At 61.7% G+C, this 23,604-nt stretch carries 24 protein-coding genes; 19 read left to right on the forward strand and 5 right to left on the reverse strand.

Annotated elements, in window-relative coordinates; all coding sequences use genetic code 11:
- Window positions 1-327 precede the first annotated feature (327 nt).
- The 8 genes from F3J24_RS05075 to hemP all read left to right on the forward strand — a co-directional run bounded on the left by F3J24_RS05075 (window position 328) and on the right by hemP (window position 7,742).
- Window positions 328-2,622: a TonB-dependent siderophore receptor gene (locus tag F3J24_RS05075; protein ID WP_167003208.1), complete on the forward strand. Its 2,295-nt coding sequence runs from the start codon at window positions 328-330 to the stop codon at window positions 2,620-2,622.
- A gap of 268 nt (window positions 2,623-2,890) precedes the next feature.
- Window positions 2,891-3,571 (forward strand): Fe2+-dependent dioxygenase, encoded by a 681-nt coding sequence (locus F3J24_RS05080; RefSeq protein WP_167003210.1) that lies wholly within the window; start codon window positions 2,891-2,893, stop codon window positions 3,569-3,571.
- Window positions 3,572-3,711: 140 nt separating this feature from the next.
- Window positions 3,712-4,839 carry an alpha-hydroxy acid oxidase gene (locus F3J24_RS05085; protein ID WP_167003505.1) on the forward strand — a complete coding sequence of 376 codons (1,128 nt, stop codon included), beginning with the start codon at window positions 3,712-3,714 and terminating at the stop codon, window positions 4,837-4,839.
- Window positions 4,840-4,934: 95 nt separating this feature from the next.
- Window positions 4,935-5,228 carry a bacterioferritin-associated ferredoxin gene (locus F3J24_RS05090; RefSeq protein ID WP_029158775.1) on the forward strand — a complete coding sequence of 98 codons (294 nt, stop codon included), beginning with the start codon at window positions 4,935-4,937 and terminating at the stop codon, window positions 5,226-5,228.
- Between the two features lie 144 nt (window positions 5,229-5,372).
- Window positions 5,373-6,101, forward strand: a complete 729-nt coding sequence (locus F3J24_RS05095) for an energy transducer TonB (protein WP_167003212.1) — start codon at window positions 5,373-5,375, stop codon at window positions 6,099-6,101.
- 23 nt (window positions 6,102-6,124) lie between these two features.
- Complete coding sequence (locus tag F3J24_RS05100; protein ID WP_003075172.1) at window positions 6,125-6,847, forward strand: MotA/TolQ/ExbB proton channel family protein; 723 nt, start codon at window positions 6,125-6,127, stop codon at window positions 6,845-6,847.
- Between the two features lie 3 nt (window positions 6,848-6,850).
- The gene (locus F3J24_RS05105; RefSeq protein WP_167003214.1) at window positions 6,851-7,267 is read left to right on the forward strand and encodes a biopolymer transporter ExbD; all 417 of its coding nucleotides are present in this window, start codon (window positions 6,851-6,853) and stop codon (window positions 7,265-7,267) included.
- Window positions 7,268-7,532: 265 nt separating this feature from the next.
- Window positions 7,533-7,742: a hemin uptake protein HemP gene (gene hemP / locus F3J24_RS05110; RefSeq protein WP_003053537.1), complete on the forward strand. Its 210-nt coding sequence runs from the start codon at window positions 7,533-7,535 to the stop codon at window positions 7,740-7,742.
- A gap of 201 nt (window positions 7,743-7,943) precedes the next feature.
- On the opposite strand, the gene F3J24_RS05115 is transcribed toward hemP, so the two are convergent.
- The gene (locus F3J24_RS05115) at window positions 7,944-8,351 is read right to left on the reverse strand and encodes a heme-binding protein (RefSeq protein ID WP_003053536.1); all 408 of its coding nucleotides are present in this window, start codon (window positions 8,349-8,351) and stop codon (window positions 7,944-7,946) included.
- A gap of 192 nt (window positions 8,352-8,543) precedes the next feature.
- Between F3J24_RS05115 and F3J24_RS05120 the strand changes: the two genes are divergently transcribed.
- The 6 genes from F3J24_RS05120 to F3J24_RS05145 all read left to right on the forward strand — a co-directional run bounded on the left by F3J24_RS05120 (window position 8,544) and on the right by F3J24_RS05145 (window position 12,662).
- On the forward strand, window positions 8,544-9,236 hold the full coding sequence (locus F3J24_RS05120) for a Bax inhibitor-1/YccA family protein (protein ID WP_003053535.1): 693 nt from the start codon (window positions 8,544-8,546) through the stop codon (window positions 9,234-9,236).
- Window positions 9,237-9,380: 144 nt separating this feature from the next.
- Complete coding sequence (locus F3J24_RS05125; protein ID WP_167003216.1) at window positions 9,381-9,734, forward strand: hypothetical protein; 354 nt, start codon at window positions 9,381-9,383, stop codon at window positions 9,732-9,734.
- A 316-nt stretch (window positions 9,735-10,050) separates the two neighbouring features.
- Window positions 10,051-10,560 (forward strand): DUF2325 domain-containing protein, encoded by a 510-nt coding sequence (locus F3J24_RS05130; RefSeq protein WP_167003507.1) that lies wholly within the window; start codon window positions 10,051-10,053, stop codon window positions 10,558-10,560.
- Window positions 10,557-11,072 (forward strand): hypothetical protein, encoded by a 516-nt coding sequence (locus F3J24_RS05135; protein ID WP_167003219.1) that lies wholly within the window; start codon window positions 10,557-10,559, stop codon window positions 11,070-11,072. Before F3J24_RS05130 ends, F3J24_RS05135 begins: the two co-directional genes overlap by 4 nt.
- 33 nt (window positions 11,073-11,105) lie before the next feature.
- Window positions 11,106-11,741: a superoxide dismutase gene (locus tag F3J24_RS05140; protein WP_003053531.1), complete on the forward strand. Its 636-nt coding sequence runs from the start codon at window positions 11,106-11,108 to the stop codon at window positions 11,739-11,741.
- A gap of 3 nt (window positions 11,742-11,744) precedes the next feature.
- Window positions 11,745-12,662, forward strand: a complete 918-nt coding sequence (locus tag F3J24_RS05145; protein WP_167003221.1) for a ZIP family metal transporter — start codon at window positions 11,745-11,747, stop codon at window positions 12,660-12,662.
- A 37-nt stretch (window positions 12,663-12,699) separates the two neighbouring features.
- Here F3J24_RS05145 and rlmD read toward each other — a convergent pair whose 3' ends face one another.
- Together rlmD and F3J24_RS05155 are read right to left on the reverse strand one after the other, a co-directional pair.
- On the reverse strand, window positions 12,700-14,199 hold the full coding sequence (rlmD, locus tag F3J24_RS05150; protein ID WP_167003223.1) for a 23S rRNA (uracil(1939)-C(5))-methyltransferase RlmD: 1,500 nt from the start codon (window positions 14,197-14,199) through the stop codon (window positions 12,700-12,702).
- A gap of 163 nt (window positions 14,200-14,362) precedes the next feature.
- Entirely contained in the window at window positions 14,363-14,674 is a 312-nt protein-coding gene (locus F3J24_RS05155) for a hypothetical protein (RefSeq protein ID WP_003053526.1), read from the reverse strand.
- A 232-nt stretch (window positions 14,675-14,906) separates the two neighbouring features.
- On the opposite strand from F3J24_RS05155, the gene F3J24_RS05160 reads away from it, so the two are divergent.
- Genes F3J24_RS05160 through F3J24_RS05175 form a run of 4 tightly spaced genes read left to right on the forward strand, consistent with a single transcriptional unit; the run spans window position 14,907 to window position 17,287 of the window.
- Entirely contained in the window at window positions 14,907-15,458 is a 552-nt protein-coding gene (locus F3J24_RS05160) for a GbsR/MarR family transcriptional regulator (RefSeq protein ID WP_003053524.1), read from the forward strand.
- Window positions 15,459-15,505: 47 nt separating this feature from the next.
- Window positions 15,506-16,390, forward strand: a complete 885-nt coding sequence (locus F3J24_RS05165; RefSeq protein WP_167003225.1) for an NAD-dependent epimerase/dehydratase family protein — start codon at window positions 15,506-15,508, stop codon at window positions 16,388-16,390.
- Window positions 16,383-16,814: a DoxX-like family protein gene (locus F3J24_RS05170; RefSeq protein ID WP_167003227.1), complete on the forward strand. Its 432-nt coding sequence runs from the start codon at window positions 16,383-16,385 to the stop codon at window positions 16,812-16,814. Before F3J24_RS05165 ends, F3J24_RS05170 begins: the two co-directional genes overlap by 8 nt.
- Entirely contained in the window at window positions 16,811-17,287 is a 477-nt protein-coding gene (locus F3J24_RS05175; protein WP_167003229.1) for a DUF2269 domain-containing protein, read from the forward strand. The genes F3J24_RS05170 and F3J24_RS05175 overlap by 4 nt, the downstream gene beginning before the upstream one ends.
- Before the next feature lie 90 nt (window positions 17,288-17,377).
- On the opposite strand, the gene F3J24_RS05180 is transcribed toward F3J24_RS05175, so the two are convergent.
- Complete coding sequence (locus tag F3J24_RS05180; protein ID WP_167003231.1) at window positions 17,378-18,922, reverse strand: PAS domain-containing methyl-accepting chemotaxis protein; 1,545 nt, start codon at window positions 18,920-18,922, stop codon at window positions 17,378-17,380.
- A 197-nt stretch (window positions 18,923-19,119) separates the two neighbouring features.
- Complete coding sequence (locus tag F3J24_RS05185) at window positions 19,120-19,596, reverse strand: Lrp/AsnC ligand binding domain-containing protein (protein WP_167003233.1); 477 nt, start codon at window positions 19,594-19,596, stop codon at window positions 19,120-19,122.
- A gap of 115 nt (window positions 19,597-19,711) precedes the next feature.
- Here F3J24_RS05185 and putA point away from each other — a divergent pair, with 115 nt between their 5' ends.
- On the forward strand, window positions 19,712-23,545 hold the full coding sequence (gene putA, locus F3J24_RS05190; RefSeq protein WP_167003235.1) for a trifunctional transcriptional regulator/proline dehydrogenase/L-glutamate gamma-semialdehyde dehydrogenase: 3,834 nt from the start codon (window positions 19,712-19,714) through the stop codon (window positions 23,543-23,545).
- Window positions 23,546-23,604: the final 59 nt, after the last annotated feature.

Genomic DNA, 23,604 nt, shown 5'->3' on the forward strand with positions numbered 1-23,604 from the left:
CTGCGCGACATCGCGCCACAAGGCCCGGCCTTGGGTACACGGCAAGGCGGCATTCTAGTTGCGCAAAATTCTAAATGCATATCACTTCTATTTACTTTACTTGGCGTAAACAAAGCGCCCAGTCATGACCAGGGTCATTCCGCCGTCCCGCGAGCCCATGGCGACGCGGGCCCACGGCACCCAGCTCTCCGGTCCAGCGCCCATTTTGTTGCCGTACTGCAACAAAACGTAGGGTATCCGCAGCCATTATTGAATGGTATCGAGAATTATTATCAATATCACCTAGAATCCGCACGCTTTTTCAAAAATCGACTCTTCATCAAAAGCATGTCCAACCACTATCCGACCCCGACCGACTCCAACGGCTTGCGCTGCGAGCTCAAGCAAATCGTGATTGCCGCAGGCCTGTGCCTGATTGGCGCCAGCGCGATGGCTCAGCAGGAAACCACCTTGTCCACCGTGAATGTGGAAGCCGCTGCCGGCACCAGCTTCAAGACCGAAGCCAGCCCCCAGGGCAAGTTCACCGCTCCGCTGCTGGACACGCCCAAGACCGTTCAGGTCATCAATGAAGAGATCATCAAGCAGACCGGTGCCACCAGCCTGCAGGATGCCTTGCGCTCCACCCCCGGCATCACCTTCGGCAACGGCGAAGGCGGCAACCCCACCGGCGACCAGCCCTTCATCCGCGGCATGGACGCTCAGTCCAGCACCTTTGTGGACGGCATGCGTGACATCGCTTCCGGCACGCGCGAGTTGTTCAACGTGGAATCCGTGGAAGTCATCAAGGGCGCGGACTCGGCCTACGCCGGTCGTGGCGGCGCCGGCGGCTCCATCAATATCACCACCAAGAAGGCCAAGAACGAGAATTTCATCTCCGGCGATGTGGGCCTGGGCACCGACAACTACCTGCGCGGCACCCTGGACATCAACCGCAAGATCAACGAGACCACCGGCATTCGCCTGAACGCCATGGGTCACAGCGCCGACATTCCCGGCCGCAACGGCCCCGACAACAAGCGCTGGGGCATTGCCCCCACCGTGACCTTCGGCATGGGCACGCCCACCGAAGTGACCCTGTCCTGGCAGCATCTGCAGACCGACAGCATGCCCGATGGCGGCGTGCCTTATCTGTACAGCAATGCCGCCATGGCCAAGCTGGCCGGCGGCTCGACGGTTCGCCCCAGCTATGGCAGCAACAGCGCCAACTGGTACGGCATGAACAACCGTGACTACCAGAAGGAAAAGAGCGATCTGTTCACGGCCTCGGTGGAACACAAGTTCACCGACACCAACAAGATCCGTAACAGCCTGCGCTACAGCAAGAGCAAGCAGGACTATGTCTGGACCCAGCCCGATGACTCCAAGGGCAACGTTCTCAACGGCTATGTCTGGCGTCGCGGCAACTTCCGCTTCTCCGATGTGGAAACCCTGCAGAACGTGACCGAGTTCACCGGCAAGGAGCAGACCGGCTCCATCGGCCACAGCTATGCCTTCGGCCTGGAGCTGTCCAAGGAAAAGTCTGATGCCCAGTCCGGCGCGATACAAGACGGCACCACCAGCACTTGCACATCACTCAATATGTGGTGCACTTCGCTGAACAATCCCGATGCCTCCACGCCCTGGAACTATGCCTGGGACAAGGGTCGTACCACCCGCAACAAGATCGACACCGTTGCGATCTATGGCTTCGACACCTTGAAGTTCAATGATCAATGGCTGCTGAATGCGGGCCTGCGCGTCGATCACTACAAGACATCGACTGCGGCTCCTGACTACACCAACCCCATCACCAACGCCAAGTCTGTCGCCTTCGACTACTCTCGCAGCGACACACTGTTCAACTACCAGCTGGGTCTGGTGTACAAGCCCGCCACCAATGGCAGCATCTACGCCAATATCGGCACCTCCTCGCGTCCTGGCGGCTCGACCCTGGGCAACGGCAGCGAAGATCTGGCCATCACCTCCGATGCGCTGGCCAATCTGAAGCCCGAGAAGACCCGCTCCATGGAGCTGGGCACCAAGTGGGATCTGCTGGACAAGAAGCTGAATCTGTCTGCTGCAATCTTCCGCAACAACGTCACCAATGTCCGTATCACCGATGGCACTGGCGCCGTCTTCATGGGTGGCGACAAGGTGGTCAATGGTCTGGAACTGGGCTTTACCGGCCAGATCCTGTCCAATCTGAGCGTCTTCGGCGGCTATACCTATATGGATAGCGAGCAGAAGAACGCTGGACAGACTTGCTCCGGCACACCTCTCAAGTGCGTGAGTTCCGCTGCCAACGGTCAAGCCTTCATCAACACGCCCAAGCACAGCTTCAGCCTGTGGACCAGCTACAAGCCCATGCCCAAGCTGACCCTGGGTCTGGGCGTCTATGCACAAAGCAGCGTCAATGCAGCTTACGCAGTGTCCACCGTGGATGGCGGCATCGTGACCAAGGGTGTCGGCGGCTACACCCGCTTCGACGCGATGATGGCCTACCAGATCGACAAGAATCTGGCCTTCCAGCTGAACGTCTTCAACCTGGGCGACAAGGTCTACTACAGCGGTGTGCGTTCGCCCCATTACGCCACCATGGCCGCCGGCCGCTCTGCCGTGGCTTCGCTCAAGTTCACGTACTGATGAATGCCCTGCCTGCGCTTGATCTGGCGCAGGCTTGCTGCAAACCATCACCCCAAGCCCCGCAGGCACCAGATGCCAGCGGGGCTTTTTACGTGCACACTGCCCAAATAATCCTTCAGAATGCCGGATTCGGTTCTTAAAACCATAGCTGCTTGCGCTTTCCCTGCAATGATTTCAATATGAAAAGATATTGAAAACAATATGCAGCAAGCGCAACCAGCTATGGTTAGTGAAGAGACCAGGATCAACAACCGCCAGATACCGACCCATGCTGCTACGCATCCCCAGCCTGCTCACTCCCGATGAAGTACGCCACTGCCGTCAGGCGCTGGAAACCGCCAGCTGGCAGGACGGCAAGGCCACGGCCGGCCATGTGGCGGCTCAGGTCAAGAGCAATCTGCAGCTACCGCTGGACAGCAAGACCGGCCAGCAGATAGGTGATCTGATCCTGGACCGGCTGGGCCGCAACCCGCTGTTCATGTCGGCGGCCCTGCCGCTCAAGGTCCTGCCGCCGCGCTTCAATCGCTATGAGGGCGGAGGCACTTATGGCAACCATATCGACAATGCGTTCTTCACCATTCCAGGTACCGCCATCAAGGTCAGAACCGATGTCTCCACCACGGTCTTCTTCAGCGATCCCGACGAATACGAAGGCGGCGAGCTGATGGTGGAAGACACTTTCGGCCAGCAAAGCGTGAAGCTTGCCGCTGGCGACGCCATCGTCTACCCCGGCACCAGCCTGCACCGCGTCAACCCCGTCACGCGCGGCACGCGCTATGCATCGTTCTTCTGGACGCATAGCCTGATCAAGTCGGCGGAGCAGCGCCGTCTGCTGTTCGATCTGGACCAGAGCATTCAGCAACTCACCCAGGAGCAGCCCGAACACCCGCGCGTCGCCGCCCTCTCGGGCACTTATCACAATCTCCTGCGCATGTGGTCGGAAAGCTAGCCCCCTGGGCGGACGACAGCCCCCTGGGCGGACGACAGCCCGCGCTGCTGGGCAGCCCTCGCTGGCTGCCTCCTCCTGCACCGGGCCTGCTCTGCCGCCCCATCCCCATCCAACCGGCTTGATTTATGACTGTTGAACGTTTGAATGCCGCAGGCCAGCCCGCCAAACCGCCACTGACGCAGATTTCCGCGCAGATGGGCTCCCTGGCGGACTACGCCCGACTGGCACGCGAGCATATGGAAGTCCACGCCTGGGCGCATATCGAAAGCGGCGCCGATCAGGGACTGACACTGGCACATAACCGCCAGGCGTTTGACCGCTTTCGCCTCTGCCCGCAACCGCTGGCCGATCTGTCCGAAGCCCATACGCGGCAAAGCCTGCTGGGCCAGAGTCTGGACTGGCCCTTGCTGCTGGCACCTGTTGCCTATCAACAGCTGGCGCATCCCGAAGGCGAACTCGCCACGGCACGCGCGGCCATGGCCATGCGCACCGGCATGGTGGTCAGCACCCTGTCCAGCTGCACCCTGGAAGCCATTGCCCAGGCCGCACAAGCCGCAGCCCAGGAGCTAGGACGCAGCGGCCCGCTCTGGTTTCAGCTCTACCAGCAGGCAGCGCGCGAGCACACGCTGCAGCTGATCCGGCGCGCCGAAGACGCCGGCTACCAGGCTCTGGTCTGGACGGTGGACGCCCATATCAAACGCTCCAGCTACCCGCTGCCGCCAGGTGTGGAGGCCGTCAATCTGCACGGCATGCCCAGGCAGGAGCAAAGTGGCGATCTGATGAGCGAGCATATTCTGTTCGGCTCCGAACTGGCCCGAGGCGCGCCCACCTGGGACGACCTGGTCTGGCTGCGCCAGCAAACCCGGCTGCCGCTGATCGTCAAGGGCCTGCTCTCGGCCCGCGCCGCCGCGAAAGCCGTGGAACTGGGGGCCGATGCCATCGTGGTCTCCAACCATGGCGGGCGCGTGCTGGACAGCGCCGTCTCCGCCCTGGAAGTGCTGCCTGCCATACGCGCAGCCACGCCTGCCCATATCCCGCTGCTGATGGATGGCGGCGTACGCCAGGGAACCGATGTGCTCAAGGCCATCGCCCTGGGCGCCAGCGCCGTGCTGCTGGGACGGCCCCAGATGCATGCCCTGGCAGTGGCCGGCATGCTGGGCGTGGCCCATATGCTGTATTTGCTGCGCGCCGAGCTGGAACTGGCCATGGCGCAGACCGGCTGCGCCAGCCTCGATCAGATCGGGCCCGGGCTCTTAACCACTTGCTGAATGTGCGTAATTTGGCGGCATGCATTGCAAATGCGATGGATTCTCATTTATACTCCGCCTATTGCATCAATAGCCAGCAACAACTGCCTGTAGCCATGATCGTCTGTGTATGCCGCCGGGTTTCTGACCGAGAAATAGCACGCCACGCGCATGCGGGGATGAGCTTTGACGAAATCCAGTTTGAATTGGGCGTTGCCACACAATGCGGGCGCTGCGAAGGCTGCGCACGCGATGTCGTCGCCCAGTGCAGTGCCAGTCATCCGATCGCGGCCATCCACAACGAAGCGCAATCCCGCGCGTCGATGCAGACGGTTCAGCTTGCCACCAATATCCTGGAAAGCAAAGCATGGCCCACCTCTCCGTCCTCTCAGCCGTCTTCGGCAGTCTGATTCTCGTGATGGTATGCACCTGGTGGATCCTGCGTGAATGATGCGTTCCTGTCTGCGTGCCCTGTTTCCTGTGCCTGCTATTGCCGGTTGACCAGCGCTTTTCCTTTCTGATTCCAGCCTGCGCTGGTTGCTCTTCTCGCTCTTATGTCCCAGTCTGATCGATTTGCACCTGCCAGCGGCCCAAGCCGCAATATGGCAGTTGCTGGTGCTGTGGTTGTTGCACATGCTGCTGCCCTGTGGGCCATGCAACATGGTCTGGCACAGCAAAAGCTGCCAGAGGTAGTGATTCCCGCCAGCGTGATTGCCCAGTTTGTGGCACCGCCTGCCGCCGAACCCACCCCGCCGGCTCCGCCTCCGCCCCCCAAGCCTCCTGCACCAGCGCCCAAACCCGAGCCCAAGCCACAGCCCAAGCCCGAGATCAAGAAGGCTCCGCTGCCCAAGGCCATCAAGGATCCAACGCCGGCACCGGCCGCGCCTCAGGGCGCCCTGGAGAACAGCGACAGCAAACCGGACAAGACGCCGCCAGCGCCACCCGCGCCTCCGGCTCCTCCAGCCCCGCCCGCACCTCCGGCACCACCGGCTCCGCCCAAGATCGAGCAGCCATCGAGCAATGCGGCCTATCTGAACAACCCCGCTCCCGCTTATCCTTCGGTCAGCAAGCGCATGGGTGAACAAGGCAAGGTGCTGCTGCGCGTCTATATCAACGAGCAGGGCCAGCCCGAGAAAATCGAAATCAAGCAGTCCAGCGGCTTTGACCGTCTGGATGAAGCGGCCGTCAACACCGTGCGCCAGTGGAAGTTTGTCCCTGGCAAGCGCAATGGCGTGGCCGAACCCATGTGGCACATCGTGCCCATCAACTTTGTTCTCAAATAAATCTGCAGTTCTCAGGAGTACCCATGGAATCCCAATTCGGCATTGCCCACGTCTGGACACAGGGCGACTTCGTGACCAAAGGCGTGGCCATCATCTTGCTGGTCATGTCGGTGGCCTCTTGGCTGGTCATCGTTCTCAAGGCCCTGGATATCGTGAAATTCAAGAAGTTCGCCACCCAGGCGCAGGACTTCTGGCACAGCCCCGATCTGGCCACCGGCCTGGAAAAGCTCGGCAACGACAAGCAGAACCCCTTCCGCTTCATGGTGCTCGAAGGCCGTGAAGCCTCGGCCCACCACCGCAAGACCAGCGTCCATCTGCATGACACACTGGACATCAGCGACTGGGTGACCCGCTGCCTGCGCAACGGCATCAACGAATTCACAGCCCGCCTGCAATCCGGCCTGGCGATTCTGGCTTCCGTGGGCTCCACCGCCCCCTTCATCGGCCTGTTCGGTACCGTCTGGGGCATCTACCACGCACTGGTGGCCATCGGCATGTCGGGTCAGTCCTCCATCGACAAGGTGGCCGGCCCCATCGGCGAAGCGCTGATCATGACCGCACTGGGTCTGGCCGTCGCCATCCCCGCCGTGCTGGGCTACAACGCGCTGGTACGCGGCAACAAGGGCATTCTGAATGCACTGAACAGCTTTGCCCACGACGTGCACGCCTATTTCGTGACCGGTGCCCGCGTTTCCGTGGACGGTCAGATTTCCGGCAATGTGCTGCCCCTGAAGAAAGGCGCCTAAGCCATGTCGTTCGGAACCATGGATGATGGGGACAGCGATGATGTGATGAACGAAATCAACATGACCCCTCTGGTGGACGTCATGTTGGTGCTGCTCATCATCTTCATCATCACCGTGCCCGTGATGAAGCACTCGGTCAACGTGGACCTGCCCCGCGCCACCAACCAGCCCGAGGACACCAAGCCTGCCACCGTGCAGCTGGGAATCACGGCCGACGGCAAGTATTCCTGGAACGGCCAGGACATCAGCGACGAGCAGCTGGATACCAATCTCCAGGCCGAAGCCGTCAAGGAGCCTCAGCCTGACCTGCACATCCGCGGCGACAAGGAAGTGCGCTACGAACGCGTGGCTCAGGCCATGGCCGCCGCCCAGCGTGCTGGTGTCAAGAAAATCGGTTTTGTGACCGACCCCACCCAATAAGCGCATGCTTATTCAAAAAACGGCCCTTCAGGGCCGTTTTTTTATGACTCGAATGACATCGAGCTGTGGCATCCGCATGCCTGTCTGCCCAGCCGGGCCGGCTCTTGCACAACATCGCAAGGCAGAAATCCCGGGCTGGCGCATGGACGGACGGATTCCCGCAGAAAAATAAACAGTGTTTTTTCGCAAATGAGACTAAGTATCACTTGCACTTTAATTGAGAATTGTTATCATTACACCAGTTTTGAACTTAAGGAATCACGGCATGTCTGCACCGCTTGTTGCGACCTCACAGCCCAACAACCGCAGCTCTTCCTCCATGGCTGCTGCAAACCCCTCAGCCGCTGCCGGCTCCAGCCTGGGCCTGGACAGCGCCCTGCTGCTCAACGGCCAGAAGGCCGTCACCATCCTGCATAACGGCACGCCCTATCGCCTGCAGGCCACCAAGCTGGGCAAGCTCATTCTGACCAAATAAACCGTTTCATCGTGGGGCGACACCGCAAGTGTCGATTCGCCAGCCATAGTCGTTGTAGAGCACTTGCCCTCTCTTGTGCTCACACCTCACATAGCCACGCGTTTTTTCCTCATTCGCAACCCGCCAAAACAAAACCCCTGCCGCTTGAAGCGCGCAGGGGTTTTGTTTTGGACTCTGCCACCGCAGTGGCAAAGTCGGCAATTACAGGCCCAGGGCAGCAATGCCGGCCTTGGCAACCTGTGCGTCTTCATTGGCCTTCACACCGGAGACACCCACGGCGCCCAGCACCTGACCGTCCTTGACGATGGCCACGCCACCTTCAAGCAGACCGTCCACAAAGGGAGCACTCAGGAAAGCAGTACGACCGTTGTTGATCATGTCTTCGAAAGCCTTGGTGTCCTTGCGGCCCACGGCTGCAGAGCGCGCCTTGGCGGGGGCGATATGGGAAGAGATGGGAGCAGCACCATCCATGCGCTGCAACAGCAGCAGATGGCCGCCGTCGTCCACGATGGAGATCGTTACGGGCCAGTTGTTCTTCAGTGCTTCAGCTTCGGCAGCAGCAGCGATGGCTTTCACATCGGCCAGTTCGAGTTCGTGCTTGGTTTTCATGAGATAAAAAGCTCCGTTGGATTGTCAATGCAGCAAGCATATTCTGTACTCTGCAGGCAAAAGTAGATGCGATGTGAAAAACATTCCATCCTAAAACTGCCGCATTGCAACGGGGTATTGCAAAGGCTTCTCAAGACCCCCACCTAGAATGACAATGTTTCAACCCACAATTCCTGAAGGAGGAATGGCTACATGAACGAACAAGTCACCACACTGGGCTCTGCGGGCTACGGTGTCTCGCAGCAAGAGCGCAACCGTGTCTTGCGCAATACCTACTGGCTGCTGGCACTCAGCCTGATCCCCACCGTGCTGGGCGCTTGGCTGGGCGTAGCCACTGGCATGACTCGCGCGCTGACGGGCGGCGTGGGCCTGATCGTGTTCATGGTCGGCGCCTTCGGCTTCATGTTCGCGATCGAGAAGACCAAGCACAGCGCCGCCGGCGTGCCCGTGCTGCTGGCCTTCACCTTCTTCATGGGCCTCATGCTCTCGCGCCTGATCGGCATGATCCTGGGCTTCTCCAACGGCACCCAGCTGATCATGACCGCATTTGCGGGCACCGCCGGCGTGTTCTTCGTGATGGCCATGCTGGCCACCGTGATCAAGCGCGACCTGTCGGGCATGGGCAAGTTCCTGTTCGTGGGCGCTCTGGTGCTGATGGTGGGTGCCATCATCAACGTCTTCGTGGGCTCCACGGCAGGCATGATGGCCATCTCCATGCTGGCTATCGGCATCTTCTCCGCCTACATGCTGTATGACCTCAAGCAGATCATCGACGGCGGCGAGACCAACTACATCAGCGCCACCCTGGCCCTGTACCTGGACTTGTTCAACGTGTTCCAGAGCCTGCTGGCCCTGCTCGGCATCATGGGCGGCGATCGCGACTAAGCCTCGCAGCTGCTCAGCCAAAAAGGAGTGCCTTGCGCACTCCTTTTTGTTTGCAGTAATCTGATGCTAGGCGCAGCCAGCGCCGCAATGGAAATTTCAGCCATGGCCTAAATTAGCGGCTGCCGCTGCCGATAAGCAAACAAGATGAAGCCAAACCACCTTCCCCGCGCACTTGCCATTGCCCTACTGCCTCTGGTACTGGGAGGCTGCAAGATCGAAGACATTCCGGGCCTGGGCCCTGATCCACGCACCGTGGCGCGCGAGTCCGAAGCCAAGGCCATTGGCGGCGCCTGCCGGCATGCCATGCGCGGACTGGAGGACTGCTACGTCCTCAACCCCAAGGCCTCCAAGGCGCTGGTGTTTGCGGGTTGGAAGGACATGGATGAATACATGCGTTCCAACAAGATCGAAGGCGTGCCTTCCGTGCTGGGGCAGAGTGCCGCCGAGAAACGCGGCGCTGCGGAGCCCGACAACGGCAGCAGCCGCAACCGCAGCTGAAATCGCTGATGGCAGGCCCCGGAGCATGAGCTCCTGGCCCTGTCACTCAACATCAATCGGCACAGGCCGTAGCAACACTGCTACGGCTTTTTTTATGTCCGGCCACCGCCCTGTCGACGCCCTCCTGGATGTCATATTTTCTTTGCGTGTATTGAATACAAACAATTCTCATTTATATTCGTGAATTATTGATTCCATTCTTAGCTGCACATACGCGCATCCCAGCGACGAGTTCTGTTGTGCTCTCAACCATGGGGACAAGACTGCCGTGCCAGATGATGACTTCAACCAACTACGCCTTGAGCATGAGGCCCTCATGCTGACCTATACGGAAGTGCAGACCCGCTGCACGGCACAGATGCAATCGCTGGCGCGCGAAGTGGAGGCGCTCAAGCGACAGCTGGTGCACCTCAGGGCCAAAGTCATTGTCCGCGACAGCGCTCTGGCCTGGGAGCGTGAGCAGCGCCACGCGCTGGCCCAGGCCATGGCACTGAATCTGGTACAAGCCCCCCCTCAAGTACCCACAGCATCGAAGTCAGCCACGGCGGCCGGCATTGACTGGCCTTTGGTTGAGGCTGCCGACAGCCAGGCACTGGCCGAGCACCAGTTGCTGGAGGACAGCCTGCACGCTGCCGATCTGGTGATCTGCCAGACGGGCTGCATCAGCGATGGCGCCTACTGGCGCGTGAAGGATCACTGCAAGCGCACCGGCAAGACCTGCCTGCTAGTGGATCAGCCGAACGCCTTGCGGGTAGTACGTATTCATCCATCGGGAGAGGACGGAAAAGTCGTGGCAGCCCAAGCCTGCATCGAGGGTGCCTCATGAGAGCCCGCACGACAAACGCCTCGGCTGCCGATTTGCTGTCCGCATGGAAGCGGCACACCCGCACGGCCCTGGCCGCAACGCTGGATCATCGCCATCTCTTAGCACAAGAGCACTATCGCCATGCGCAACAGCTGGGCCTGCAACTGATCAGCGCGGAACCCGGAGACATTGCCGACGATGACCGCGTTACGGCCTTTGTCGTGGCCCACCTGAATCTGGCAGATGCCTTTGCCGCCGCAGGTCAACCGGGTTCATCCTCCGAATGCCTGCATGAGGCGCAGCAGACCCTGATGTCACTGCAGCAGCAGGGCTGCGCCAGCCCCTCCCTGAGTCTGGCGATATACCGTCATCTGCCTCAGCTTCTGGCCGCACAGGCCGAACACGGTACAGCAGACCCCCATGCCACCGCTGACGTCTGTGCCTCGACATCCTCCATCCTTCTCAATCACCCCGCCAGCGACAGGCAGTCCCGCCTTGCCAGCTTCGAGTCCGTGCATTCATCACTGCACTGACCTCCCTCTCTCTCACTGCCAAGGCATTCACTCATGAGCTATACCCTGCCCCCACTGGCCTACGACTACGCGGCACTGGAGCCGCATATCGATGCGCAAACCATGGAGATCCACTACTCCAGGCACCATCAGACCTACGTCAACAACCTCAATGCGGCACTCGAAGGCAGCGAGTATGCGCAATGGTCGCTGGACGATCTGCTCGCCAAGGTCGAATCGCTGCCGCAAACGCTGCGTCAAGCGGTGCGAAACAACGGCGGCGGCCATGCCAATCACAGCCTGTTCTGGCAAGTCATGTCTCCCGGCGGAGGAGGTCTGCCGCAGAACGCTCTTGCAGCAGCCATTGACAAGGACCTTGGCGGCTTCGAGAACTTCAAGACCGAATTCACCAAGGCTGCCATCAGCCGCTTTGGCAGTGGCTGGGCCTGGCTCAGTGTGGATCGCAGCGGCAAGCTGCATGTGGAAAGCAGCGCCAACCAGGACAACCCGCTGATGCTTGGCATTGGCAGCGGCAACACGCCGATTCTGGGCCTGGACGTCTGGGAGCATGCCTATTACCTGAAATACCAGAACCGCCGCCCCGAATACATCGCCGCCTTCTACAACGTGGTGGACTGGAATGAAGTGGCGCGCCGCTTCGCTGCCGCCACTCAGGCTGTCAGGAGCTGAACCATGGGCCCGGACGGACTGCAGACCGCCTCTTCCAGCCAGACGCCCCTGCCGCTCAGGACCAGGCTCGGGCTGCTGATCTCTGCGGCCGGTGCCCTGGTGCTGGCATCCATGGTCTGGAAGCAGCTGCAGACCAACCCAGCAGCACTGAATGCACTGTTGGGCGGCAGCGTGGCGGCGCTGGCGACTGCGCTGGGCGCTTTGCCGGTGCTGCTGACCCAACATCCGTCCGAGCGCACACAGGACACGCTGTTTGGCTTTGGCGCAGGCGTGATGCTGGCTGCCTGCGCATTTTCATTGATCCTCCCCGGGCTGGAAGCCGCCAAGGCAGCGACCTCGCCCGCCAGCAGCGAATGGCTGGGCGGTGCCTTGATCGGCGCAGCCATCTTGCTCGGAGGTGCAGCCCTGCTGGTCATGGATCGCCTGCTGCCGCACGAGCACTTCATCAAAGGCCGTGAAGGCGCCGATGCCAAGCAGTTGCGGCGCACCTGGCTGTTTGTCATTGCCATCACCCTGCACAATCTTCCGGAGGGTCTGGCCATAGGCGTGGGATATGCCGCCAACGAGGGGTTGCGTGCCAGCTCGCTGACGCTGGGCATTGCCATACAGGATGTGCCCGAGGGTTTTGTCGTCGCTGCCTCTTTGCTGGCGGCCGGCTACAGCCGCGGCTTTGCCGTGGTGCTGGGGGCTCTGACAGGATTGATCGAGCCCCTGGGCGCCGTGATCGGCGCCATCGTGGTCAGCAGCTCCACCATGCTGCTGCCCTGGGGTCTTGGCTTCGCCGCCGGTGCCATGCTGTTTGTCATCAGCCACGAAATCATTCCCGAATCGCATCGCAAAGGCCATGAAGCCTGGGCCACCACAGGGCTCATGCTGGGCTTTGTCTTGATGATGATTCTGGACACCACACTGGGCGCATGAACTGCGCCATGCCGGTGCAGTTCATGCGATTGCGCTCTTATGCGCGCTCGAAAACGGCCATGGACTCCACATGCGCCGTATGCGGGAACATATTCACCACACCCGCTGCCACGCAGCGATAGCCCGCCTGATGCACCAGCAAGCCCGCATCGCGCGCCAGCGTGGCCGGGTTGCAGCTCACATAGACAATGCGCTTGGGGAACTGCCAGTTTTCCTGCCCCTCGGGCAGCGGCGGCAGCAAATCGGGCTGCTCTTCGCTGGCCACACCGGTCTGCTTGGCGCCGATGCGGATCTGGTGGATATCGGCCAGTGCCTTGGACAGGGCAAATGCACCTTCACGCGGAGGATCGACCAGCCATTTGTCGGAGTTGCCGTCTGCAATCAGCATGGCGGGCGTCATCTCGAACAGATTGCGCGCCACGAAGCTGGTGGGAGCCAGCTTGTCGTCTTCGCCGCGCGTGGCATTGTTGCCAGCGTAGTTTTCGTGCGAGCGCCTGACCAGGGTTTCCGAGCCTTCAATGCCCAACACCTCGCGGGCCATGGTGGCGATCGGCAGCGTGAAATTGCCCAGGCCGCAGAACCAGTCGATGACGCGCTCGTCCTTTTTCGCATCGAGCAGGCGCAGCGAACGCGTGACCAGCACGCGGTTGATATGCGGATTGACCTGGGTGAAGTCGGTAGGCTTGAAAGGCATGGTGATGCCGAAGTCCGGCAGACCATAAGACAGCTGTGTGCCGCCTTCTTCCATCAGGTGCACGGTATCCGGACCCTTGGGCTGCAGCCACCATTGCACGTTCTGAGCGGCGGCGAAGTCACGCAGACGTTGCTTGTCGGCATCCGACAGAGGTTCCAGATGGCGCAGCACCAGGGCGGTGACATGGTCACCGCAAGCCACTTCGATCTGCGGGCAGGTTTCGCGGGCATCCATGCTGGCAATCAATGCGCGCATGGGCATGAGCATGGCATCCACATGGGGCGGCAAAATCTTGCAGACCTCCATGTCGGCGATGTAGCGGCTCTTGCGCTCGTGAAAGCCCACCAGCACCTTGCCCTTCTTGGCCACATAGCGCACCGACAGGCGCGAGCGGAAGCGATAGCCCCAGGCCGGTCCTTCAATGGGACGCAGCAGCGTCTCGGGCTTGACCTTGGCCAGATGCCAGAGGTTGTCCTCCAGCACACGCTGCTTGATCGCGACCTGGGCCGCCACATGCAGATGCTGCATCTTGCAGCCGCCGCAGGCACCGGCGTGCAGGCCGAAATTAGGGCAGCCAGGCGTCACGCGCTGCGAGGATTCGCGATGGATTTCGGTCAGCGTGGCCGCTTCCCAGTTGTTCTTCTTGCGATGGGTGTTGGCGCTGACGATTTCACCGGTCAGGGCGCCGTCGATGAAGACGACCTTGCCATCGGGCTTGCGGGCTACACCCTGGGCATCCATGTCCATGGACAGCACTTCCAGCCAGCCCTCGGGCAACGCCGGGGCATCAGATGGGACTTCGGGCAGGTTCTCGGGAATTTTGTTGTCGCGGGATTCACTCATGGTGGCCGATTGTCTCAGGCCACCCCATACCCGAGGGCAGACCACGGCAAAAAACTGTACAGGCTGCGGGATGACGCTCTGGCACCTGCATCTGCCGCGAGTCAAATAGCAAGAATTAAAAGTGCCTTAAACGCTTGTTGGTCAAGCGCTGACAGCTACGTAATCAGAAGCGCTGCTCTTCGCGCAGGCGACGCTCGCGATTGTTGCGCGCTGCAGCAATCTGGGCACGCTCGGCAATCAGATTGACCTCGGTGGCGCAGTTGTACTCGTCGAGCGAGAAAAACATGCGCGCTCCGGGGGAGAGTTGCGACACCGTCTGGTGCAAGGGCAAGGAGAGATCGACCGGCGCCACATTGGAGCGATAGATCAGCTCGTTATTGGGCGCATAGACAAAATAGCAGGCAGCCGATGCGGCCTGGGCCAAGGCACAGGCCGACAAAATCAAGGCAGCACGCAAGGCGGATGCAGCGGTCATGAACTCTCCCTTCCCTGACGGGGCTCCATGCCCCTGTAATGCGGCTATTTTACGAGTACCGACACAGTGAGCGAACCTGCTCAAATTTTCTTCAGCCAAAGAAAATTCGCTTCCAAGCCTACCCGCCAGCGTGCGCTGATCACATGAGCATTGCCCGAAGCAGAAAAGCGGCCGCTCAAAAACACAAATTTCTGTATTGACAGAAATTTCAAGCCAGACCACACTGCATCTCATGCAACTGAGTCCTATCGCTGAACGCTTTGTGCACCACTGGGGAGACATGGGGAACGCCTGGGGCGTGAACCGCACGGTGGCGCAAATTCATGCACTGCTGTTCTTTCATGGTCGCCCCCTCAACGCCGATGAAATCTGCGAAACCCTGGGCGCAGCCCGCTCCAACGTCAGCAACAGCCTCAAGGAGCTGCTGAACTGGAACCTGATTCGCACCAGCCGCAGGAGCGGCGACCGGCGTGAGTATTTCGAGACCTCGGCCGATGTCTGGGAGTTGCTGCGCACCATTGTGCGAGAGCGCAAGCAGCGCGAGTTCGACCCCACCAGCGCGCTGCTGCGCGAACTGATCGCCAGGCCCGAATTCGAGCAGGAGACAGCCGATACCCAGGACCGCGTGCACGAGACATTGCGTCTCATGGATTCGCTGGGCATCTGGACCGACGAAATGCTGCGCCTGTCCCCTGCCACGCTGGACAAGATCCTGCGCCTGGGTGCCAGCGTCCAGCGCTTTGTCCGCGGCAGGGACGGTGGCCAGGGCAAGGACAACGACTGAAACCGAGCTGAATTCTGTCAAGGCAGAAAACTGAAAAGGAGTAGCGTATGCGAGTTCTGATCTGCGGCGGCACCGGCTTTCTGGGCCGACATATCGTGAATACGCTGGCCCTGCTGGACCACGACCCCGTGGTACGCAGCCGCCACAGCCAGCCGCCTCTGGATTTCGGCGCCTGCACGACAGTCGATGCATGGCTTGAGCATCTGCATGGCATCGACGCTGTCATCAATGCCGTAGGCGCCCTGCGCGACAAGCCCGGCCAGGATCTGCAGACCCTGCACGCTCTGGCCCCCATGGCGCTGTTCGATGCCTGTGCCCGGGCCGGCGTGCGCCGCGTGGTTCAGGTCTCGGCACTGGGCGCGGGACTGAGCGACACCCAGTACGCCACCACCAAGCGCGCTGCCGACGAACACCTGCTGGCGCTGGGCAGGCAGGGCCTGCTCAATCCCGTCGTCGTGCGCCCCAGCATCATCTTCGGTGCGGGGGGCGCCAGCAGCCAGCTGTTCATGAATCTGGCCAGGCTGCCCCTGTTGCTGCTGCCCGAACTCATGCGCAGCAGCCAGATACAGCCCGTAGCCGTGCGCGATCTGGCCGATGTGCTCGCGCATATGGCGACATCGGATGCCCCTGAAGGCATGGTCGAAATCGGCGGCCCCGAGCCGCTTTCGACAGAGGCCTTCATCGCCAGCCTGCGCAGCCAGATGGGTTATGGCCCGGCATCGGTATACGCGCTGCCCGACTGGATGAGCAAGGGCAGCGCCAGAGTCGGCGACCAGATTCCCACCCTGCCCTGGTGCAGCGAAACCATGGCCTTGCTGGAATACGACAATGTCACCGATCCCCGGACCCTGGTCACGTTGCTGGGGCGCGCGCCTGTGGCACCGGGCGTCATGCTGGGTACCGTGCCCAGGGAAGGCCGCCGTCATGCCTGACCTGCAGAACGAAAACCACGCCAGCAAACAGGCTGCCAGATACATGCACGCCAGCCTGGTCGTCGTCTGGCTGGGTACGGCCCTGGTCAGCGCACTGGACTATTTCGGGCTCTCGGGACTCAGGCACGAAGGTGCACGCCTGCTGGCCGACGGCGGCATCGTCGATGCACGCTGGCAGGCACTGCTGATCTGGTCCGGCCTGCTGGCCGATCTGGCTCTGGGTCTGGCCTTGCTGCTGCGCCCGGGGCGGGCCAGCTATCTGACAGCCCTGTTGCTGATGACGGCCATGACCGTGATCGGCACGGCTCTTCAACCCGCGCTGTGGCTGCATCCGCTCGGGCCGCTGCTCAAGAACCTGCCCATCGCCGCCATGCTGTGGTTTTTGCTGCAGGCACACAACTCCTCCCACAGGCTTGAATCATGAATACCTATCTGCTGCTCAAGACGCTGCACATCCTCTCCAGCGTGCTGCTGGTCGGCACCGGCCTGGGTTCGGCCTTCTATATGTTCTTTGCCAACCGCAGCGGTTCGGTCGCGGCCCAGGCCGTGGTCAGCCGCCTGGTGGTTCGTGCCGACTGGTGGTTCACCACCCCCTGCGTCTTTATTCAGCCGATCACGGGCATTGCCATGGCCTATCTTGCAGGCTGGCCGCTGACCACGCCCTGGCTCGCGCTTTCGCTGGGCTTGTATGCGCTGGCCGGTGTCTGCTGGCTGCCCGTGGTCTGGCTGCAGATTCGCATGGCAGCCATGGCGAATCAGGCGCATAGCCAGAGCCTGCCCCTGCCGCCGCTTTTCCGGCAGTATCAGTTGCGCTGGGAGGCCCTGGGCTACCCCGCCTTTGTGGCCATGGCCGGCACCTATTATTTGATGGTGAACAAGCCAGTGCTCTGGGGCTGAGGTACTTGTCGCGGGCTGATCTCCCACATCTGTCCCGGGCAGGGCAGCCCGCAGCCCATCGCAGCCATCGGACTGCCCTGAGTTCGACTGCTACCGGAACACGCCAATCGCTTCCACGAGATTTTTCACCTGCCATTGCATGCTGCTGGAGGCCTGCGCGCCCTGAGTCACCAACTGCGCGTTCTGCTGCGTCAGATAGTCCATGTCTGCCACCGACTTGCCGACCTGGGTGATCTCCTCGCTCTGCTCGCGCGTGGCCTTGCTGATCTCGGCAATGAAGTCCGCAACGCTGCGGGCCTGGGAAACGATATCGCCGATGTTGCGGCCCGCATCGTTCACGACGAGAGAGCCGGCCTCGATATTGGCAGTGCTGGCCTGAATGAGCGTCTTGATCTCCTTGGCGGCATCTGCGCTGCGCTGAGCCAAGGCCCGCACCTCGCCAGCAACCACCGCAAAGCCCCTGCCATGCTCGCCCGCGCGGGCTGCCTCCACGGCCGCATTCAGCGCCAGCAAATTGGTTTGAAACGCAATGCTGTCAATCACACCGACGATGTCGGCGATACGGCGAGAGTTGGCGGTAATGGAGTCCATGGTGGCGACGATCTGATCCATGGACTGCCCCCCGCGCAGGGCCGCTGCGCTGGCTTCGCTGGCAAGCACACCGGCTTTTTGCGCCGTATCGGCGCTGGACTGAACCCGGGCCGTGATCTGCTCCATGGATGCCGAGGTCTGCGCCACATTCACCGCCAGCTGCTCCGTCTGCCCGTGCAGATAGCTGTTGCCCTGCTCAATTTCATTGCAGGCCTGCTGAACATTCAGGGCCTGCTGACTCACATCGTCCACCAGCCAGCGAAACATGAGACCGATCTGGTTGACCGTGCGCAGCGTGGTGCCGATTTCATCCGTGCGCTGCAGATATTCCGTCTGCCGGTTGTTGCCGGTTGCCACGTTCAGCGACTGACGCTTGAGCAGCTCCAGCGGCGTGGCGAACTGGCTCTCAAGCAATAGCGTCATGACCATCAGGGCGACCGTCATGAAGGCTGCCATCGCCAGAAACTGCATCTGGCTTTGGCCCAGCAGCCAGGCGCCGAGCACCAGGGCGCCCCACAAAGCCAGCGAGTTCAGCCGAATGCGCCGGCGCACCCCCATATGGCGCCAGATCGAAAGCACTTTTCCCAGCCCTTTCTGGGAGACGATGCCCTTGTGCAGCTCGGGGGCGGCAGCGCCCTTGTCATGCATGATTTCATACAGCTTTTGCGCCGCTTCCACCTCTTTGCGCTCGGGTTGTGTCCGCACCGACATATAGCCCTTGGCCCGGTCATTGCGGATGATGGGAATGGCATTCGCGCGAACCCAGTAATGGTCTCCGTTCTTGCGCCGATTCTTGACCAGTGCGCTCCATGGCTCGCCGCTTTTGAGTGTGGCCCACATATCGGCAAAAGCGGCAGCAGGCATGTCCGGGTGGCGCACCAGATTGTGCGTCTGGCCAAGAACCTCTTGCGGCTCGAAACCACTGGCCTCCATGAATGCCTGATTGGCATATTTGATGTAGCTCTCCGTGTCCGTGGTGGACATCAGAGTGGCATTCTCATCAAAGCTGTACTCGCGCTGTGTCACAGGTGCATTGACTCGCATAGATGCCGCTTTTTGGTCATTAATCGAGAAAGACTGCACAGCCTTGTGCCGCCTCCTGCACTGCAGCAATCACCTCTGTGTGTATCAATTATTTACATGTTTTTTGTGCCCCATCCACTTCTGGAAAAGCAGCTGTTGCTGGCCCGCGTCAACGTAGATACAGAGCCCTGAGCCCCTCATTCAAATGCGCTTTTCTCCTACAGAGGCAGCCGCGCATCGTCCTTGATCTCCTCCATCACCGCGTAGGTTCTGGTCTCGCGCACACCCGGAAGCTGCCATAGCACCCGGCCCGCAAAGTCGCGGTAGGCGGCCATATCGGCCATGCGGGTCTTGAGCAGATAGTCAAAGCCGCCGGCCACCATATGGCATTCCATGATGGCGGGATAGGCCAGCACGGCGGCCTTGAACTCGTCAAACACGTGGGGCGTGGTGCGATCCAGCAGCACCTCAACAAACACCGTCATGCCCACGCCCAGCTTCTGTGGATTCAGACGCGCCTCGTAGCCCAGGATGTAGGCGTCGCGCGTGAGCCTGGCCACGCGAGCCTGTACGGCCGTGGGCGAAAGCGCCACCAGTTCGGCCAGGCGCAAATTGGAGATACGCCCATCGGTTTGCAGAATCGCCAGTATTTTTCGGTCAATCCTGTCGATATCCACTTCTGAAACGTCATTCATTGGTGAATTCCTCTCTTTAATTCACTCAATATAGTGATTCATTCTTCAGCAAACCAGCAATGATTTTCCCTATGTAGACAGCCGCGTCCGCGCCGCTTGCAATGCAGCTGTGAACATGGTGAAGGCCGCGCACCCGCTCGCGTCCAGGTTCTTTGACACCAGCACCGACATGCCGACCTTCACTGCGCTGCCAAGCAGCAAACGCCCTGGCGACACACTGCGCCAGGCCATTACCGCCGCGACCCGCATGGCCGAGACCGATGCCGTGGGCCGGCTGCTGCCAGCCGCCACCCTGCCCCCAGCACAGGCGGCCCAGGTTGCCGTTCATGCGCAAAAGCTGGTCGAGCAGTTGCGTGCCCAGCCTGCCAGCGCGGGACGCCAGGGGCTGGTGCAAGGCTTGCTGCAGGAGTTCTCTCTGTCCTCGCAGGAAGGCGTGGCGCTGATGTGCCTTGCCGAAGCCTTGCTGCGCATACCCGATGCCGCCACGCGCGACGCGCTGATACGCGACAAGCTGCGCGGCGGCGACTGGCAGGCGCATCTGGGCAAAAGCCCTTCGCTGTTTGTCAATGCCGCTGCCTGGGGGCTGGTGGTCACCGGCAAGCTGGTCGATACGCATAGCGAGCCGGGCCTGCTCGCAGCGCTCAAGCGTGTCACGGCCAGAGGGGGCGAGCCGCTGGTGCGCAAGGCCGTGGATATGGCCATGCGCCTGATGGGCGAGCAGTTTGTGATGGGCGAGACCATTGCCCAGGCTCTGGAGCGCGCGAGAGAGTTGCAGGCCAGAGGCTTTCGCTACTCCTACGACATGCTGGGCGAGGCGGCTCTCACCGCCCAGGACGCGCAGCGCTATCTGCAATCCTATGTGGATGCGATTCATGCCATTGGCAAGGCCGCTGGCGGCATGGGCCTCTATAAAGGACCGGGTATTTCCATCAAGCTCAGCGCCCTGCATCCACGCTACAGCCGCGCCCAGTGGCAGCGCGTGATGAACGAGTTGCTGCCGCGCGTGCTGCAGCTGTGCGAGCTGGCGCGCAGCTACGGCATAGGTATCAATATCGACGCCGAAGAAGCCGACCGGCTGGAGCTGTCGCTGGACCTGCTGGAGCAGCTGGCCCATGCCCCCAGCCTGGCGGGGTGGAACGGCCTGGGCTTTGTGATTCAGACCTATCAGAAACGCTGTCCCTATGTGATCGACTATCTGGTCGACCTGGCCCGACGCAGCGAACGCCGCCTGATGGTGCGCCTGGTCAAGGGCGCTTACTGGGACAGCGAGATCAAGCGCGCCCAGATCGACGGCCTGCGCGACTACCCGGTCTACACCCGTAAACACCACACCGATGTGGCCTACATCGCCTGCGCGCGCAAGCTGCTGGCCGCGCCCGATGCCGTCTACCCGCAGTTCGCCACCCATAACGCGCAGACGGTAGCAAGCATCGAATCGCTCGCCAGCGCCTTTCCCTACAGCGTAGGCAGCTATGAATTTCAATGTCTGCATGGCATGGGCGAGCCGCTCTACCGTCATGTGGTCGAAGCCGAGGACAAGGCCGCGCGCCGCCCCTGCCGCATCTATGCACCTGTGGGCACGCACGAGACCCTGCTGGCCTATCTGGTGCGCCGCTTGCTGGAGAACGGCGCCAACAGCTCGTTCGTGCACCGTATTGCCAACCCCGACTGGCCGATCTCCGACTTGATAGCATCCCCCGCAGATCAGGTGCTGGCGGAAAGCCAGTTCGATGCTCTGGATGCGGTCGATATGCAGGATGCGGCGCAAGACTTAGGCCTGCCCCACCCTCGCATAGGACTGCCGCGCGACCTGCTGGGTGCGCAGCGCATCAACTCGACAGGCCTGGATCTGAGCGATGACGGTGTGCTGGGCGCCCTGTCTCAGACACTTGTACAAACCCGGCCGACACTCCGGCCCCAGGGCGGCCAGGCCAACGACGCCATCGGCACCGCCATCACCAACCCGGCCAATCATCAGGAGCTGCTGGGCCATGTCGACGACGCCACGCCCGCGCAGATTCAACAGGCACTGCAGACAGCCGCACAGGCCCAGCCTGCATGGGAGGCAAGCGCGACAGAACAGCGCGCCAAACTGCTGGAGAGCGCCGCCGACAGCTTCGAGACCCAGATGCTGCCGCTGATGACCCTACTGATGCGCGAAGCCGGCAAGACCGCCGCCAATGCCGTGGCCGAGGTGCGCGAGGCCACCGATTTTCTGCGCTATTACGCGGCCCAGATTCGGCGACAGGCCGCTGCGGACCTGCTCGCCCCCGGCATTGGCCCGGTAGTCTGCATCAGCCCCTGGAATTTTCCACTGGCCATCTTCACCGGACAGGTCGCTGCCGCTCTGGCAGCCGGCAACGCAGTACTGGCCAAGCCCGCCGAGCAGACCCCGCTGATCGCCCAGGAGGCAGTGCGCCTGCTGCATCAGGCCGGCATCGGGCCTGGTGTGCTGCAACTGCTGCCTGGCCGGGGCGAAACCGTGGGTGCAGCGCTGGTGGCCGATGCGCGTGTGGCAGGCGTGCTGTTCACGGGCTCCACCGAGGTTGCGCGGCTGCTGAATTTGCAGACCGCCGCCAGGTTGCGGCCCGACGGCCAGCCCGTAGTGCTGGTGGCAGAAACCGGCGGCCAGAACGCCATGCTGGTGGACTCGTCCGCACTGGTCGAGCAAGCCGTGCAGGACATTGCTGCATCCGCCTTTGACAGCGCCGGCCAGCGCTGCTCGGCTCTGCGCCTGCTGTGCGTGCAAAGCGACTGCGCTGACCGGCTGCTGGCGATGCTGCGCGGCGCCATGCAGGAGCTGCATTGCGGCGACCCGGCCGAGCTCGCCACCGATGTGGGCCCCGTGATCGATGCCGATGCCAAGGCAGCCATCGAGCAGCACATCGCCAGACTCGGAGCTCTGGGCCTACGTATCCATCAATCGCCGCTGAGCCCGGAAACTGCCGCACAAGGGCATTTTGTGGCGCCCACGCTGATCGAGCTGCCCGATCTGCAGCCGCTCAAGCGCGAAGTCTTCGGCCCCGTACTCCATGTGCTGCGCTATCAAAGGCGTGAGCTGCCGCAGCTGCTGGAGCAGATCAACACCCTGGGCTATGGCCTGACCATGGGCTTGCACACGCGCATCGACGAGACCGTGCAGCAGGTCGCCCAGGCGGCACATGTAGGCAATCTGTATGTAAATCGCAATATGGTGGGCGCCGTCGTCGGTGTTCAGCCCTTTGGCGGCGAAGGGCTGTCAGGCACCGGCCCCAAGGCCGGCGGGCCGCTGTATCTGCCGCGCCTGCAGCAGACCCCCGGCTCGCCGCAACGGCTGCTGAGCCTGCTGCTGCACCAGTGCGGCGAGGCTCAGTTCGCTGCCGCACCCGCCACCTCCGCTGCCGCAGCAGCCTTGCAGAAGCTGGGCCACTGGTCCAGGCAGCATGGTGAGGCCATCGTCAGCCGTCATTGCGAGGACCTGCAATCAGCCCTGCCCGATCTGCATACCGCGCGCCTGCTGCCAGGACCCACCGGCGAGCGCAATCTCTACCAACTGCTTGGCAAGCCGCGCACCCTGTGTTTGGCGCAGGACAGGACCATGCTGCTGCTGCAACTGGCCGCGGCACTGGCCTGCGGCTCGCAAGCCCTTTGGCCAGCCAGCGCGCTCGGCACCGCCGTGCACCACAAGCTGCCCGAGGCACTGCGCCGCCATGTGCTGCTGTTGCCTGACAAGCTGAGCATCGAGGAAATTGCGCAGACCGAGGCCATGGATGCTGCGCTGCTGGAATGCGATGACGCAGATTTTCTGCAATGGTCGCAGGCACTGGCGGCACGACCCGGCCCGCTGGTTCTGCCAACACGCTGCCAAGCAGGCCACCCCGTGCGGCTGGAGCGGCTCTGGCACGAGCGTGCGCTATCGCACAACACGGCGGCCGCCGGCGGCAACGCCGCCTTGATGACCCTGGAATGAGGCCTGGGCATTGCGCGACAGTGCATGGCCCGCCAAAAAGACAACCCCCGGGGCAGGCA

Origin of the sequence: Comamonas sp. Tr-654 (assembly GCF_011752915.1) — a bacterium.
Classification (GTDB): Bacteria; Pseudomonadota; Gammaproteobacteria; order Burkholderiales; family Burkholderiaceae_C; genus Comamonas.

Excerpts from the sequence above, each read along its gene's own strand:
- F3J24_RS05075 (WP_167003208.1), top strand. The coding sequence starts at position 328 with ATGTCCAACCACTATCCGACCCCGACCGACTCCAACGGCTTGCGCTGC.
- F3J24_RS05080 (WP_167003210.1), top strand. The coding sequence starts at position 2,891 with ATGCTGCTACGCATCCCCAGCCTGCTCACTCCCGATGAAGTACGCCAC.
- F3J24_RS05090 (WP_029158775.1), top strand. The coding sequence starts at position 4,935 with ATGATCGTCTGTGTATGCCGCCGGGTTTCTGACCGAGAAATAGCACGC.
- F3J24_RS05095 (WP_167003212.1), top strand. The coding sequence starts at position 5,373 with ATGTCCCAGTCTGATCGATTTGCACCTGCCAGCGGCCCAAGCCGCAAT.
- F3J24_RS05100 (WP_003075172.1), top strand. The coding sequence starts at position 6,125 with ATGGAATCCCAATTCGGCATTGCCCACGTCTGGACACAGGGCGACTTC.
- F3J24_RS05105 (WP_167003214.1), top strand. The coding sequence starts at position 6,851 with ATGTCGTTCGGAACCATGGATGATGGGGACAGCGATGATGTGATGAAC.
- hemP (WP_003053537.1), top strand. The coding sequence starts at position 7,533 with ATGTCTGCACCGCTTGTTGCGACCTCACAGCCCAACAACCGCAGCTCT.
- F3J24_RS05115 (WP_003053536.1), bottom strand. The coding sequence starts at position 8,351 with ATGAAAACCAAGCACGAACTCGAACTGGCCGATGTGAAAGCCATCGCT.
- F3J24_RS05120 (WP_003053535.1), top strand. The coding sequence starts at position 8,544 with ATGAACGAACAAGTCACCACACTGGGCTCTGCGGGCTACGGTGTCTCG.
- F3J24_RS05125 (WP_167003216.1), top strand. The coding sequence starts at position 9,381 with ATGAAGCCAAACCACCTTCCCCGCGCACTTGCCATTGCCCTACTGCCT.
- F3J24_RS05130 (WP_167003507.1), top strand. The coding sequence starts at position 10,051 with ATGCTGACCTATACGGAAGTGCAGACCCGCTGCACGGCACAGATGCAA.
- F3J24_RS05135 (WP_167003219.1), top strand. The coding sequence starts at position 10,557 with ATGAGAGCCCGCACGACAAACGCCTCGGCTGCCGATTTGCTGTCCGCA.
- F3J24_RS05140 (WP_003053531.1), top strand. The coding sequence starts at position 11,106 with ATGAGCTATACCCTGCCCCCACTGGCCTACGACTACGCGGCACTGGAG.
- F3J24_RS05145 (WP_167003221.1), top strand. The coding sequence starts at position 11,745 with ATGGGCCCGGACGGACTGCAGACCGCCTCTTCCAGCCAGACGCCCCTG.
- rlmD (WP_167003223.1), bottom strand. The coding sequence starts at position 14,199 with ATGAGTGAATCCCGCGACAACAAAATTCCCGAGAACCTGCCCGAAGTC.
- F3J24_RS05155 (WP_003053526.1), bottom strand. The coding sequence starts at position 14,674 with ATGACCGCTGCATCCGCCTTGCGTGCTGCCTTGATTTTGTCGGCCTGT.
- F3J24_RS05160 (WP_003053524.1), top strand. The coding sequence starts at position 14,907 with ATGCAACTGAGTCCTATCGCTGAACGCTTTGTGCACCACTGGGGAGAC.
- F3J24_RS05165 (WP_167003225.1), top strand. The coding sequence starts at position 15,506 with ATGCGAGTTCTGATCTGCGGCGGCACCGGCTTTCTGGGCCGACATATC.
- F3J24_RS05170 (WP_167003227.1), top strand. The coding sequence starts at position 16,383 with ATGCCTGACCTGCAGAACGAAAACCACGCCAGCAAACAGGCTGCCAGA.
- F3J24_RS05175 (WP_167003229.1), top strand. The coding sequence starts at position 16,811 with ATGAATACCTATCTGCTGCTCAAGACGCTGCACATCCTCTCCAGCGTG.
- F3J24_RS05180 (WP_167003231.1), bottom strand. The coding sequence starts at position 18,922 with ATGCGAGTCAATGCACCTGTGACACAGCGCGAGTACAGCTTTGATGAG.
- F3J24_RS05185 (WP_167003233.1), bottom strand. The coding sequence starts at position 19,596 with ATGAATGACGTTTCAGAAGTGGATATCGACAGGATTGACCGAAAAATA.
- putA (WP_167003235.1), top strand. The coding sequence starts at position 19,712 with ATGGTGAAGGCCGCGCACCCGCTCGCGTCCAGGTTCTTTGACACCAGC.